This window comes from Oleidesulfovibrio sp., assembly GCF_047973035.1.
Taxonomy (GTDB): domain Bacteria; phylum Desulfobacterota; class Desulfovibrionia; order Desulfovibrionales; family Desulfovibrionaceae; genus Oleidesulfovibrio.
This window is the reverse complement of sequence record NZ_JBKEBF010000021.1, coordinates 75,884-90,090: the sequence shown is the minus strand read 5'-3', so window position 1 is coordinate 90,090 and position 14,207 is coordinate 75,884. Positions and strand designations below refer to the sequence as shown.

The window sequence follows — 14,207 nt, the reverse complement described above, 5'->3', positions numbered from 1 at the left end:
AAAAAGGGGTATGGTGCGCCGCATGTTTAGCAGAGTAATCGAACGCTCGGTGATCATTTCGGCAACACCGTGGACCGTATGGCGGGTGCTGGTCGATTTTGACAACTGGCCGAAGTGGAACCCTTTTATGCCCTCTGTTGAAGGTACCGCCGAAGCCGGTCATGCCGTTCTGGCGCAGACGCGACTTTGGAGCGACAAATTGCAACCATTTGCTTTGCGTGTGGAGCAGGTGGATTTTTGCCGGCAACTTGTGGTGGCCGGATCGTACCGTATGCCCGGGCTGATTGATGTTATCCATTGCTTTATCATTGCGCAGCTGGACAGCCGTACGTCACGCTTTACACACGGGCTGCGAGTTTCAGGGCTGCTTATGCCCCTTATGGGATCACGTATCGAACGCGTTGCTGCAAAGGGCATGGATACTGTGAACATTTCACTGAAAGCCGTTGCACAGGGCGGCCAGTAGTATATACGTATGGCAACAGTATTTTTATTGTTTGATGTTGGTAATACCAATGTAAAGATCGGTATCGCTTCAGAAGCCGGAGTGCACGCTTCGTATGTCTTGCCCACGGACAGGCACCAGACAAGTGATTCTCTGGGGTTGCGTCTTGTGGATGTGGTGCGCCATGCCGGATATTGCGAGCGTGACGTGACCGCAGGTGTGGCAAGCTCTGTTGTGCCCAGCTTCAACCCGATTCTCAGGCAGGCATGCGAACGGTATTTTGACCGCCCGTTGCTGCTAGCCCCCGGCGATATAGAAATACCGCTGGAGAATCGTTACGAGCGCCCGCAGGAAGTGGGCGCGGACAGGCTGGTAGCGGCTTTTGCTGCGCGCAGACTGTGGCCGGAGCCGCGTTCCATTGTGTCAGTGGATTACGGTACCGCTACAACATTTGACTGTGTGCAAGGCGAAGCGTATCTTGGTGGGCTGATTTGCCCCGGAGTGCATTCCGCTGCGGGGGCTCTTGCTTCCGGTACGGCGCGTTTGCCGCGCATCAGTCTGGATGTGCAGGACGACCTGCCTGTGGTGGGTCGCAGCACCAGCATGAGCCTGAACCACGGTTTCGTCTTCGGGTTTGCGGCAATGACAGAAGGACTCTGCACACGACTGGCGGGTGTGCTGGAAGCTCCTATGCAGGTGGTCGCCACCGGCGGCTTTGCGCGGTCCATTGCCCGTGTCAGTAGCTGTTTTGATCACGTCAGGCCCGACCTGTTGTTGGAAGGCCTGAAAATTCTCTATATGGAAAGCGGTATCAAAGGCTGATGCCTTGCCGCGATCTTCCCTAATGGCGTAGCAGGGCAGCAAATTTGCTTTGCAAAGCTCAAGGAGAACAGAATTATGAGTACTATCGTTTCCGTCTGGGCCAGAGAAATTCTCGATTCCCGCGGCAATCCTACTGTTGAAGTAGAAGTTTCCCTTGAATCCGGTCATTCCGGCCGTGCCGCTGTGCCTTCCGGTGCATCCACCGGCAGCCGCGAAGCGCTGGAAATGCGTGACGGCGATAAAGGCCGCTACCTTGGCAAAGGCGTTGAAAAGGCTGTTGATAATGTAAACGGCGAAATCGCTGAAAATATTGTCGGCCTTGACGCTCTGCGTCAGGTGGCTGTGGATAACACGCTGATCGACCTGGACGGTACCGACAATAAAGAACGCCTTGGCGCCAACGCTATGCTGGGCGTTTCTCTGGCTACCGCGCGTGCGGCTGCCAACTTCCTCGGCATGCCTTTGTACCAGTACCTTGGCGGTATCAACGCCAAAGTGCTGCCCGTACCCATGATGAACATTATCAACGGTGGAGAGCATGCTCCCAACAACCTTGATATTCAGGAATTCATGATCATGCCTGTGGGCGCTCCCACCTTCAGCGAAGCGCTGCGTATGGGTGCCGAGATTTTCCACCATCTTAAAAAGATTCTGGCTGACGACGGTCATGTGACCAGCGTGGGCGACGAAGGCGGCTTTGCTCCTAACCTTGGCAGCCACGACGAAGCATTCCAGTACATCATGCGCGCCATCGAAGCTGCCGGTTACATTCCCGGTGACGAAGTGGCTCTTGCCATTGATGCCGCTGCCTCTGAATTCTACAAAGACGGCAAGTACCACCTGAAGGGTGAAGACAAAGTTCTGTCTTCCTCTGAAATGGTTGACTGGCTTATGGACTTCACCAAGCGCTACCCGCTGATTTCCATCGAAGACGGCATGGCCGAAGGCGACTGGGACGGCTGGCAGGAGCTGACCGTGAAGGTGGGCGAAAGCGTACAGATCGTGGGTGACGACGTGTTCGTGACCAACCCCGACATTCTGGCTCAGGGCATTGATGAAGGTGTGGCAAACTCCATCCTTATCAAGCTGAACCAGATCGGTACCCTTACCGAAACGCTGGACACCGTGGAAATGGCAAAGGGCGCAGGATACACCACCGTTATCTCGCACCGTTCCGGCGAAACTGAAGACCACTTCATCGCCGACCTTGCCGTTGCCGTTAACGCAGGCCAGATCAAGACCGGTTCGCTGTGCCGCAGTGACCGTCTTGCAAAGTACAACCAGCTGCTGCGCATTGAAGAAGATCTGGACGACGAAGGCGTGTTCTTCGGTCCCTTCATGGCTTCGCATTTCGGCCTTGGCGAAGAATAGCAAAGGCCGCTTGCATCCCGCCGCGGTTGCCTGTATGTAGCCGCCACGGCCATACAGGCTGCATAAGGATGCGATTCATGAAGAACGGGGTTCAGCCATATCCGGCGTATTGCGTTATGCACGCCGCCCATATCTGCCCCGAATACGTGCGACCTGTTACCGGCCGGAGCCATCGCTCCGGCCGGTTTTTCATTACACAGCGTCATTACGGGTGGCCTGTTTGCGCAGGGGCACAGAAAAATTTTTGTTAACCAGTTGGTGCTGCAATCATTGCAAGGAGAACGCCCATGATTCTGCTGGACGGCAAGGCCACTGCTGCGGCCATGCGTGAAGAATTGAAGAAGGAAGTGGATGCGCTGGCCCCCAAGGCGGGCAGAGCTCCCGGTCTGGCTGTGATTCTGGTGGGCGAAGACCCCGCGTCACAGGTGTATGTGCGTAACAAAGAACGTGCCTGTGAAGGTGCCGGAATCCGTTCCGAGGCATTCCGTATGTCTGCTGAAACATCGCAGGCCGATCTGGAAGAGCTTATCAGAACTCTTAACGGGCGTGCAGATATTGACGGCATTCTGCTGCAGCTGCCGTTGCCCGCGGGGCTCGACAGCCAGCGCTGTCTTGAGCTTATCGACCCTGCCAAAGACGTTGACGGTTTTCACCCCGTCAATATGGGTAAGTTGACGTTGGGGCTGCCCGGATTCCGCCCCTGTACCCCCGCAGGCGTAATGACGTTGCTGGAACGTTACAACCTGTCGCCTGCCGGTAAAAAAGCCGTGGTGCTGGGGCGTTCCAATATCGTAGGCAAGCCGCTGGCGCTTATGCTGGGTGCTTCCGGCCCGTTTGCCAATGCCACTGTGACCGTGTGCCATTCGCGCACGCCCGACCTTGCTGCGCAGTGCCGTGAAGCGGATTTTCTGTTTGTGGCAATAGGCAGGGCAAAGTTTGTGACTGCCGACATGGTCAAGCCCGGTGCAGTGGTGATTGATGTAGGTATCAACCGTACCGAAGACGGTCTTACCGGAGATGTGGACTATGCTCCTGTCAGCGAGATTGCTTCTGCAATCACTCCTGTGCCCGGCGGTATCGGTCCGATGACCATTGCCCAGCTGCTGGTAAATACCGTGCAATCGTGGAAAGGTCGTTGCGGCGTATAACCGCTGTATTATAAAGCTGTTTCAGGGCGCTCCGTTTGCGGGGCGCCCTGTTTCATTTGCAGCCAATAATCTGCTGGCAGCAAGCTTTCGGGGATGGTACTGTGAAGGCAAACTCATGATGTTCCGCCATGCTCGTTTTGCGGATGTGCATGGCTTTTGTGGAGCAGGTTATGAAGGTTTTGCATATACATAACAGCCTGAAAGAACGCAGGCCGCGCAGAGCTGGTACTCCGGCAAGGGGAGAACGCTCAGGCGAAGTTGTCTTGTGTTATGTTTTGCCACGCAGGCAGAAAGAGCCGACGCGTTCTCCTCATCCATGTCCTTATGCTTCCAGATGCAGCGGGCCTGACTTCTCGGCCTCTGCGCCGCCGTCCGGCCTGACCGGCGATGCCTCCGTTGCCATTTCCCGCTCAGCACCTGTTGTCCGACCGGATAGTTACGCCGGTAACGTTGATGCGAGCATGTCAGGAGCTGAGTCAACAGTATGTAATTTTTGCTCAGGTTCCTGCCCGTATTGTACCGGTCAGATGTGCCGGAACTGCCGTTTGTATCTGGAATCTGCAGCGTCCGCAGTCCGGCAGGCTGCTTGTTCCGGCAGTTACGAACTTCCCGCGGTCACGCTCTCTTTGCTGCCATGTCTGAGGGGGAACACTGCACTTGTAGCAAGAATCCAGCAACATGCGAACACGTTGCGCCGGTTGCTGGCACCTGAAGGCGGGGTGTTTTTTGCCGCCCGACTACGCAAGGAGATGCGCCGCTTTTCTTTTGTAACCCGCCGTATTGACCCGCCTCAGGTCTGATTTCCTTTTACGACGTTCTTTTCTGGCACGGTCCATGCTTTCTTACGGAACGGGGGCATATTTTGCCCTGTGAGCAAGTCCCGCGTGAACGCACGGGCAGGAGAACGCGTATGACCATATCATCGCTATATATCGGTGCCACCGGCATGAAGACGCATAGTCAGGGCATGCAGGTCATCGGCAACAATCTGGCAAACATGAACACGGTCGGGTTCAAGCAGTCTATGATGCTGTACCAAGACCTGACCAGCTTCGGCGTGACTACCGGCGGGAACAATCCGACTGTGGGCATGTCGCAGCAGGGCATGGGTGCCAGCGTTGCAGAAGTGCGTGTTATACACCAGTCAGGCGGTTTTGAACCCAGCAATACAGTTACGGATATGGCCATATCCGGAAAAGGCTTCTTTCAGGTTGCGCAGGGGGATAAAACGCATTACACGCGCGCGGGCAACTTCCGCTTTGATATGGAAGGCTATCTGGTTGACCCCGGCGGGTTCAGACTGCAGGCAAAACCCATTGAAAACGGCACATCCGGTGCGCTGCAGGATTTGCAGCTGATTGCCGGTGACAACGGCAACATGGTGCTTGCTCCCAATGCAACAACCTCGCTTACGCTTGTTTCCAATATCGGTGTGGCGGAAAACAAAACCGCAGACACGACTGATCCATATTTTTCATTGCTTAAGCAGTGGGATGGCACGGCAGAGCCGCCGCTTGGCGAAGGGGCTTTCGGCTATAGCGAAAGCATCAACGTATACGACGCCGGGGGCAATAAGCATTCCGTTGATGTCTACTATGATGGTGCGCCGGAGGGGGCAAACGGCCAGCGCGTGGTGGAATATATCATGACCATGCCGCCTTCAGATGATGGGGGCGCGGCGGCGGGTACTACTGCTGCCGGTCTGCTGATGGCCGGAACGCTTACATTCAATTCGTCCGGCGAACTTATCGATATGACTGCCTATACGCCTTCCGGCGATGCATCGCAGCTTTCCAACTGGCAGCCCGCGGCATTCGGCGAGGGGGGCAAGCCTTCGTTTACGGCAACATTTGCCGGTGATGGCGGCGGGGCACAAACCATTACTGCCGGATTCGGTCTAAACGGCACCGGATGGACCGGCGGAGGCAGTGCAGCCAGCGTAGGCAGCAATGCTTCGCAACTGCCGCAGCTTGCCGGACTGACGTCTGAGTCGCGCAAGACTACAGGGTACGAAGGATCTTCTTCCAGCTTGTACCGTTCACAGGACGGGTATGCCGAAGGTGGCCTTATGTCGCTTGAGATCGACAGCAAGGGTATCATGAGTGGTAACTTCAGCAACGGTCAGGTTGTGGACCTGTATGAAATTCCGCTGTTCAGGTTTACCAGCGAGTTCGGTTTGCGGCGTGAGGGCGGCAACCATTTTTCTGCTACAAAAGAATCAGGTGAAGCGCAGGAGGGCGCTGCAACTACGGAAAATTTCGGAGCTGTAGTTGCATCAACCCTTGAAACATCAAACGTTGATGCTTCGCGCGAATTTGTGAATATGATCATCACGCAACGCGGCTTCCAGTCGCAGAGTAAGGTTGTAACCACTGCGGACAGCATGTTGCAGAAAGCGCTTGAACTGAAACGCTAAAACTTTGTAGCGTGATGTTCATTGTCTTTGTAAAGGCGGTCAGTATGGCCGCCTTTTTTATTGCCGACAGAATTGCCTTGCAGGTGCGGTTACAGAGTAGCGCAGCGGTAAGCTTGCTGTTGCCGCCTCTGATGTTTTGTATGTTGCAAGAAAGCGGCCGCGCCTATGACTGTATATTTGATTACAAAATAATAAAGGAGAGCACGTTACGCACTCTCCTTTGTCATAAACTTACAGTACGGGGCTATACGCCTAAGCAGGCTGCGGTGTTTGCTCCGCTTCGTCGTCTGTGCCGGTGTTACCGTTATTACCGCTCTGACTCATGATGACGCCTGTAAGAACAACCGCAGCGGCAAAATATTGCTGCGTGGTAAAGGCTTCATTCAGAAGTACCTGCCCCATGATAAGCGTAAGAACGGGAATGAGATTGATAAAAGCGGAAGCCTGCCCCGCAGGCATCTTTGAAACGCCGTAATTGTACAGTCCGTATGCAACCAGAGAAATTGCCACGCCAAGGTATATCACGGCAAGAACCGGCATCAGCGGCAGAGTTTCCGGCAGTTCAACACCCGGCCTGAATGCCAGCGGCATAAAAAATATCATGCCCACAAATGCTTGCACAGCGGTGATAAAAAGCGGCGGGTAATGGCTGGACAGTCGCTTTGCGGTGATCACGTAGCCGGTGGCGCTGACCATTGCCAGACATTCCAGAATATTGCCCAGCATTGGGTTGGATGCATGTTCAGTGGCCTCTCCTGCAAGGGTAAGCCACACAACGCCGCCCAGTGCGATGAAAAAGCCGGCCCATACTTTTCTGGAAAGACGCTCGCGCAGAAAGAAAAATGCCGCAACCGCTACAAACAACGGCATCGTGGCTACGACCATGCCCGCCTGTGAAGCGGAGGTGTAGCACAGTGCGTATGCTTCGAAAACAAAGTATCCGCACGGTTCGCACAAGGACATGAACAGCATGGGCTTCCAGTCGCCCTTGCGGTACTGCACTTGTCGTAACGACCGCCAGCAGCACGCAAAGCACAGGCTTGCGGCAGCCATACGGCCGAACATCACGAGCATGGGGTCAAGGGCCATTACGGCCATTTTCATCGCGATAAAAGAGCTGCTCCACAGCAGCATGGTCACCAGCAGAGCAATAACAGGCAGCATGCGGCGCGTTGACGGAGACATGGCTTCCTCCCTTCATGACTAAAGCCAGAAAGAGGATGTAGCCCGTGCTATGTGCGTTGTCTATGGAAAGCCGGATAAAGAATAGTAAAGCTGGACAATAGTTAGCTGCGTAGGCGCGTTGCGTCTGCCTGTTGTGGCGTTACATCAATTGTGTTGCGGGGAATGGTAAAATAAAAGCCGCCTGAATAAAGGCGGCTTTTATTTGAAATATAGTGCGGCTATGCGTTTTTCTTGCGTTTTTCCCACAGCTTCATGTCTTTCATCTTTTTGCGGCGTTCACGCTGCAATGATTTACAGACCAGAGGCATGTTCTTTTTGTATCCCCACTTCTCTCGGTATTCACCGGGAGTAAGGTCGTGTGTACCCAGATGCTTGCTGGTGAGGATTTTAAATGTCTTACCACACTCAAGGCAGGCAATGGACTTTTCCTTGATGGCTTTAGACGGGTCTGCCGCAGGTTCCTGTTCTTGCACCTCAATGGTGCCGGTCGTAAATTGTTGAATGCTTTGCGCAAGTTTGAGTACCATGGAGTTGATGTCTTCTTCAGTCATGGTACGTACGCTGGCTTGCGCTTTTACAATTTCCAGTGCTTGTTTCAGTGCTTCATCCATAAAAGGGCTCCTTTGCTCAAAAAGTCTCACTGTCGCTTAGGCAGTGCATTAAACAAAATCATTATTCAATTATGTTTGTTATAATGCCTCACATAAGTGCATTGTGCAAGAGACAGAGAATATTTTTGGAGTTCTTTATATGGAAAAGCAATGGCTGGCTCTATTATTTTATGCATTTATATAACAGAAAACCTGTGGGAAGGTGCCCGTTTTTTAAGACGAAGTGCATGACGGCACTTTTAAGTACTAGAGTGCCGGTCTGCAAGGAGTCTTTTTTAATGCGTTGAAATATTATGATGATGCCGTCTGAAGGGCTTTTTGTTGCGTTGTATTATTTATTTTTCCATGCGTTACTGCTGGTTGTCAGAAAATCGTGACCCTCACCCGGATACAGCTTCTTTTCATGTTCCTGTGTCGGTGCTGTTACCACGGGCCATTTTCCGGCCTGTTTATAAGGTCCTTCCAGTGTGACGGCGGAAGGCTTTGCCGCTGTAAGACGGGGGTGTAAAATAATATCTACATGTTGCACGTAACAGCTGAACTCAATGGCAATGCCGTTAGGGTCAAACGAATACAGAGAGTGAATAAAACCGTGGTCAACAAGTTCTGATACCCAGAATCCGGCAGCGTCGAGCATATCTTTCAGTTCCCACAAGTCATCGTCCGACTCTACTCCTATTGATACATGGTCAAATCCCACCTTGCCTGTGGTCGGGTAGCCGTGATCCTTTTCGTCCATGGGCTCGACGCCGTCCCATTCAAAAAAAGTAAGCATGCTGTGGTTTGCAATGTGCAGAAAATATTGGCGATACCCTGGTTTGCCCAGTCCCGCGACGATCGGCATTCCCAGCAGGTCACGCCAGAACCTGATCGTTGCGTCCATGTTGCCGGTTACAAGGGCAAGATGATTGACTCCGGTATAACGGGGCATATGGTCTCCTGTTTTTTATGCATATGTGTAACGCTGGCTTGCAACAGCAGGCCGCTATGTGTGCGCACGAACGTTATGTGAGTCAAGAATAGCTGCGCTGAAAATGTAAAATAAAGCAAGATGAAACATATTGCAGACGAGCGTGGTTGAACCTTTACCGTGCCGTACAAAATGTTGTGTGAATGGCACGCTGCGCATCATTGGTATGCGTTGTTAAATCCGCTGCTGTCTACGAATAATAGTTGCCCGGTTCTGTATTGCCATCATTATGGCGCGGTCATGACTTGTATCATGGTGGGGCGGAGGTGCGCCGATGATGTTTGCAACTGATACAAGCAGCCTTCGCGAGGCAACGCTTTGCCGGAAAGCGTTGCCTCCGCATTCAGGAATTAGAACCGCCTGCATACTGATGGCGCATGCAGGCGGTCTGTAGTCATGAGGTATGTGCAGAAGGCAGATGGGTGCTCTTCGCAAATTTTGCAGAAAATCCGCGGTGCTGCCGGAAGCGTGTCGCGGAACTTCTTGCAATAACTCAGGGCAGTGTTCCGAGCACCTTCATAATCCGGCCAAGATCAGGGCGGGTATTTATATCGCTGAGGGTGATGTCCGCTATCCGTCCCTGCTTATCCACAACAAAAATGGCCCGTTCACTGATTCCTTCGGGGCGGAGTATGCCATATGTCTGGGCTGTGGCCCCGTGCGGCCAGAAATCTGAAAGTACAGGAAACCACAGGCCACCCATCTGATGCGCCCATACATACAGCGAAGGAATGTTGTCTAGGGCTATGCCCAGAATGACTGCGTCATGGCGTTCAAAAAGCTCTTTGGCAATATTGTAGCCGGGCCACTGGTCCGAGCAGACCGGCGTGAACGCGGCAGGTACAAACGAGATGACAACGTTCTTTTTTCCTCTGTAGTCAGCAAGGCTGACCTGCTGACCGGAGATGGACGGCAGGGTGAATTCCGGTGCCATCTCACCTTTTTTCAGCGTAATGGTAGTGGCCGTGGCTGGTAATTCAGGCGGGGAATAGAGGCTGTGCGACGCGTTGATGTGCTCTGCTCCGGCATGGCGGGCAGACAGAAGCAGGCTGACTGCAAGCAGAGTAACACATGCGATTGTGCGCAGCCGTGTGGCGTTGTTTCTTTTTTCCATGGCGTGCCTCTCAGTTATTGCGCAATGATGTCTTGAAGCATCTGGAACATTGCGTCTGCAGACTTCATCCGGCCTGTCTGCGAATAAACCACCTGAGGTATTTTGCCCGACAGGTCGACAATATAGAAATGCGGCGTAGCGGTTTCGCCGATTTGTTTATGAATTTTCAGGTCTGCATCAGTAAACAAGGCAAAGGGAACGCTGTATTTTTCGCGGAAGAAGTCAACTTCATACTGCGAATTGCCAGCTCCCAAGCCGATTACGGCCAGATTTTTACCTAACGGACTGTTGCGGACCATGCCATACAATTCGTTCATTGAAGGTGCTTCTGCCTGGCAGAACGGGCAGTACATGCTGAATACTTCAATCAGCACGTAGTCTGATTTGATATCGGAAAGAGTTTGAGGCCCGTTGCCTTTTAATCCCAACTCCTTCCGGTGCTCTTTTGTCAGGTTGCCTTCAAGGTTGATGTCAGGAAAAGCGTTTCCCTGCGTGAGGGGGGCAGCAGTCGCCAATGATGCAGACAACAAAAGGATTGCGCCCAGCACCAATGCTGTCAGGTAGCGGTACATAATACCAAACTTGCCATGCGGCTGTGTTGTCTTGTTCATATGCGGTATTCCCATAATATTGCAGTGTTACATGGCTAATCTCGATAATAAAGAGCTTATGCCCTATGGTAGAACATGCATTATTTGTCACAACCATGCAAGCTGGTCTATCGGGTGCGGCTTGATTACGGTCAGGCACGTAATGGATATGTAAATAAAATGGCGCATGTGGATGCCGTGCGCCATTTAGTACAAATAAGCATTCAGCAATATTGTAAAAGCTCAGCTGGCTTTATGGATTGACAGCAGATCGCCGAAAGGAAAAGGAAAGGGCAGGCAATGAAGCAAAGCTGCTTATTCTGCACGTGTATGTAGCTGTCGCCAGAGATCGTATACTACCCCAAGCGTATCCATGTAAGTTCATGCTTGTTGCAGGAAAGGTGCATCAGATGTGAGTTTGGAATGGCTGCAAACTGACGTGCGGTTTCATGGTCTGTCTCGCCCTGAAACTTCAGCGTGCATACAAAGTTGCGCACGTTGCCCAGCTCCAGCCAGCGGGCGACCATGGCAAGCAACCTGTCGGGATAACAGATGACATCGCAACACAGCCAGTCCACATCGCCGGAGTGGCGCGGATCCAGCCCGAAGGCGCTGCCCGTGCAGAAATTGATTCTGGGATGCGTTGCGATATGGGGGGCAAGGTCTGCCTTGTCCACGCTGAAAACATGTGCACCACACTCGGCAAGAACCCAGCTCCAGCCACCGGGACTGCTGCCCAGATCAAGGCACAGCTCTCCGGCTTGCGGGCGTTTGCCCAGCAGGGTGAATGCTTCCCAGAGTTTCAGATAAGCACGGGTGGGAGGGGTTTCTTTATCTTCTTCAAAGTGTACTTCGCCGTCGGCAAACGGGCTGGTGCATTGTGCGGATGCCAGAATGGTATCGGGTTGCCACAATGTCCACGAGCCCAGAGGTGCGGTAGGCACTGCTGTGCCGAACTTGACAGGTTTTGCCGATACATGCGGAAGAGCGGCCTGTACCAGCTTTGCCCTGCCGTGGTGGTCGCTTTCAGCGTACAGCGCCCAGTTGCGCAGCATGGCTTTCAGCTGCTTTGCTCCGTCTTTGATGGAGCTGATGGGCAGAAAAACCGGCTCCTTCCATATGTTTTGTGCCCAGGCTGCGTTTATGGCAGGCCCTTGTGCCAAAATCAGCCTGCCGCGTACTTCCTGTATGTGGACTCCGGCATGTGCCAGTTCGTGCAACAGGTCGTCGGTGTAGCCTTTTGCGGCAAGGTATACTGTCAGGTTCTGCAATGGAGCCTCCGGATGCAATAGGTAACTGTCGCCGCGGGTGGTAGCGTACACGCGCAGATCTGGCAAGTGCTGTGTAAGCAGTGTACCTCTGTGCGGCCGTGGTGGATAGGAAGAAGACAGAGTCAGCGGGAGATGTCCGCGGCGATTGCTTTCAGGTTTGCCTTTGCGGGGTAAAAGTTTTTGCCCGGCTGTTTTTGCTTCGGGTAGGGTTCGTGTTGTTCTTGTGTGTTATGATGATTCTATCGAATGTAGATAGTTGTACTTTCCGGCCTACTTGTCCGTAGGGGTGCAGGTGCATCAACACCGGCGGGACGTAAGCGCAAGCCGTGTGCTGCTGGCACGAGTGAAAAGGTATCAGGAAAAATACAGTTTGCTAAAGCATCTTGATGAGATGTTGACGCTTGCAACGGACGTTGACAGTTTGTGTTCGCCCTGCTGCGTAGTTGTACAATGTGCGAACCTTGCTATACCGTGTTTCCGGAACAGCAGTTTGCGGCATGTTGCAGCCGCATGGCGTTCATTCGTAAGGCTTTTGTCAGCTGATATCAGGAGAGTTTATCCCGTGTCCCTGCCGTACGGTCATGCAGGCTTAGGAGCCACATTGCTGCGCCTTGCGCCTGTTCTGGTGCCTTGCAGCCTGTTATTTACGGGCGGTTTTGCTCTGACTCTGGCGCAGTCTCTGGGGTATATGCTGCCGGTGCCGTCTGGCGGGCAAGGCACGTTTGCCGCGTATAAATTGCTGTTGCAATCTTACTATCTGGCTTCATTTCTGCTTTCGATGAAAGTTGCCTTTTTATCCGCTCTCTTTTCCATTGTTTTCGGGGCTGTGCTTGCTGTGGGAGTGTGGCGCCTGCCGCACAGGTTGCAGCAGGCCGCCGTGGTATACAAGGTGCCGCTCATTCTGCCGCATGTTGCTGTCGCCTTGCTGTGTATGATTTTCTGGGCGCGTTCAGGGCTTGTATCATCATTTGCGTGGCAACTGGGTCTGATTGACGCGCAGCAGGATTTTCCCGCCGTGCTCTATGGCGGCAGCGGAATGGGCATGGTGCTGGCCTATGTGTACAAAGAAGTCCCCTTTGTCATTCTTATGTCCTACGCGGCGCTTAAACGACTTGACCCGCGCCTGCTGGATACAGCCTCCATGCTGGGAGCGGGGCGCTGGCAGACATGGCGGTCTGTTATTCTTCCGCACCTTGCTCCGACTCTGCACCCCACGTTTATCATATTGTTTCTGTTCTCTTTCGGCGGGTTCGAGGTGCCGTATCTGCTGGGCGAGAGCAATCCCGGTATGCTGAGTGTGGAAATTTATAATCTGTTTTTTCAGCGCAGCCTCAGCTACAGGCCGCAGGCCATGGCGGTGTTGACGGTGATGTTTTTGTTTTCGCTGGTGTTTGTGGGCTTGTACAGCAGGCTGGTCCGTCGGTTGGGCGTAGGGGAGCGCAAGCTGTGAAACGGCTTTACTTTGCCTTTCTGGTCGTTTTTTTCGGCCTTCCTGTGGTCGTGCTGACTCTTTATGCCGTTGCTCCCGGCTGGACATGGCCTCACCTTATGCCGCGCAACTACTCGTTGCGGGCTCTTGAATATGTCTGGCTGCACAAGGGTGAGATCGGCACAAGTATCGGCTCTTCGTTGTTATACGCAGGCATGACCACTGTGCTTTCTTTTGCGTTGTGCCTTATTCCTGCACGGCATTTTGCCCGCAGAACATTCAAGGGGCGCGCCGTGCTGGAGGCTGTTTTGCTTGCACCTGCGCTGGTGCCGGTGATGACCTTTGCCATGGGGGTGCATCATGTGTTCATCATTACCGGCCTTGCGGACACCATGGCGGGTGTGGTGCTGGTGCTTACGGTCTTCTGTTATCCTTACATGCTGCGCGCTCTTGTTGCCGGATTTTCTTCCTTCGGGCCGGAGTATGACATGTGCGCGCGCAATCTGGGCGCAGGGTGGTGGTTGCGTCTGACTCGCGTTGAGCTGCCTTTGCTGGCGCCTGCCATCATTGCCGGTGGCTCTGTTGTATTTCTCATCGCTTTTTCTGATTATTTTCTTGTCTTTCTTATCGGCGGCGGTGTGGTACCATCATTTACAGGGTATCTCTTCCCGCTGCTGAACTCTTCTGACCGGTCGCTGGCTTCTGTGCTGGCGCTGGTTTTTCTTATCCTTCCGGTTCTTCTTTTTCTTGCCGTTGAACTGCTTATTGCCCGCGCCTACCGTAAGCGCGGTATGTACTGACATTTCCTGGCCCGCCCCTTGGCATATAATGCTGT

Annotated in this window: 14 protein-coding genes; 8 read left to right on the top strand and 6 right to left on the bottom strand. The window is 53.3% G+C overall.

The annotated features are described in order from the left end of the window. Nucleotides 1-22 precede the first annotated feature (22 nt). From ACK5LI_RS07225 to ACK5LI_RS07200, 6 genes are all read left to right on the top strand, one after another. Nucleotides 23-466, top strand: coding sequence for an SRPBCC domain-containing protein (locus tag ACK5LI_RS07225; protein ID WP_416947695.1), 444 nt, complete (start codon nt 23-25; stop codon nt 464-466). A 9-nt stretch (nt 467-475) separates the two neighbouring features. Then, complete coding sequence (locus ACK5LI_RS07220) at nt 476-1,267, top strand: type III pantothenate kinase (RefSeq protein WP_416947694.1); 792 nt, start codon at nt 476-478, stop codon at nt 1,265-1,267. Nucleotides 1,268-1,342: 75 nt separating this feature from the next. Beyond that, nucleotides 1,343-2,638: a phosphopyruvate hydratase gene (gene eno / locus ACK5LI_RS07215; protein WP_416947692.1), complete on the top strand. Its 1,296-nt coding sequence runs from the start codon at nt 1,343-1,345 to the stop codon at nt 2,636-2,638. A gap of 287 nt (nt 2,639-2,925) precedes the next feature. Further along, nucleotides 2,926-3,786 carry a bifunctional methylenetetrahydrofolate dehydrogenase/methenyltetrahydrofolate cyclohydrolase FolD gene (gene folD, locus ACK5LI_RS07210; protein WP_416947690.1) on the top strand — a complete coding sequence of 287 codons (861 nt, stop codon included), beginning with the start codon at nt 2,926-2,928 and terminating at the stop codon, nt 3,784-3,786. Nucleotides 3,787-3,956: 170 nt separating this feature from the next. Then, nucleotides 3,957-4,586, top strand: coding sequence for a hypothetical protein (locus ACK5LI_RS07205; RefSeq protein ID WP_416947688.1), 630 nt, complete (start codon nt 3,957-3,959; stop codon nt 4,584-4,586). A gap of 110 nt (nt 4,587-4,696) precedes the next feature. Next, entirely contained in the window at nt 4,697-6,202 is a 1,506-nt protein-coding gene (locus tag ACK5LI_RS07200; protein WP_416947686.1) for a flagellar hook protein FlgE, read from the top strand. Between the two features lie 252 nt (nt 6,203-6,454). On the opposite strand, the gene ACK5LI_RS07195 is transcribed toward ACK5LI_RS07200, so the two are convergent. The 6 genes from ACK5LI_RS07195 to ACK5LI_RS07170 all read right to left on the bottom strand — a co-directional run bounded on the left by ACK5LI_RS07195 (nt 6,455) and on the right by ACK5LI_RS07170 (nt 11,943). Continuing rightward, complete coding sequence (locus tag ACK5LI_RS07195) at nt 6,455-7,387, bottom strand: DMT family transporter (protein ID WP_416947684.1); 933 nt, start codon at nt 7,385-7,387, stop codon at nt 6,455-6,457. A 218-nt stretch (nt 7,388-7,605) separates the two neighbouring features. After that, nucleotides 7,606-7,998, bottom strand: a complete 393-nt coding sequence (locus ACK5LI_RS07190; RefSeq protein WP_416947682.1) for a MucR family transcriptional regulator — start codon at nt 7,996-7,998, stop codon at nt 7,606-7,608. Between the two features lie 331 nt (nt 7,999-8,329). Then, nucleotides 8,330-8,929, bottom strand: coding sequence for a VOC family protein (locus tag ACK5LI_RS07185; RefSeq protein ID WP_416947680.1), 600 nt, complete (start codon nt 8,927-8,929; stop codon nt 8,330-8,332). Nucleotides 8,930-9,461: 532 nt separating this feature from the next. Then, nucleotides 9,462-10,082 carry a peroxiredoxin gene (locus ACK5LI_RS07180; protein WP_416947678.1) on the bottom strand — a complete coding sequence of 207 codons (621 nt, stop codon included), beginning with the start codon at nt 10,080-10,082 and terminating at the stop codon, nt 9,462-9,464. Between the two features lie 14 nt (nt 10,083-10,096). After that, nucleotides 10,097-10,693 (bottom strand): peroxiredoxin family protein, encoded by a 597-nt coding sequence (locus tag ACK5LI_RS07175; RefSeq protein WP_416947676.1) that lies wholly within the window; start codon nt 10,691-10,693, stop codon nt 10,097-10,099. Nucleotides 10,694-11,028: 335 nt separating this feature from the next. After that, on the bottom strand, nt 11,029-11,943 hold the full coding sequence (locus ACK5LI_RS07170) for an SAM-dependent methyltransferase (protein ID WP_416947674.1): 915 nt from the start codon (nt 11,941-11,943) through the stop codon (nt 11,029-11,031). Between the two features lie 562 nt (nt 11,944-12,505). Here ACK5LI_RS07170 and ACK5LI_RS07165 point away from each other — a divergent pair. Together ACK5LI_RS07165 and ACK5LI_RS07160 are read left to right on the top strand one after the other, a co-directional pair. Continuing rightward, nucleotides 12,506-13,393 (top strand): ABC transporter permease, encoded by an 888-nt coding sequence (locus ACK5LI_RS07165; RefSeq protein ID WP_416947671.1) that lies wholly within the window; start codon nt 12,506-12,508, stop codon nt 13,391-13,393. Continuing rightward, a complete protein-coding gene (locus ACK5LI_RS07160; RefSeq protein WP_416947669.1) occupies nt 13,390-14,172 on the top strand; it encodes an ABC transporter permease in 783 nt (260 codons plus the stop codon). Before ACK5LI_RS07165 ends, ACK5LI_RS07160 begins: the two co-directional genes overlap by 4 nt. Nucleotides 14,173-14,207: the final 35 nt, after the last annotated feature.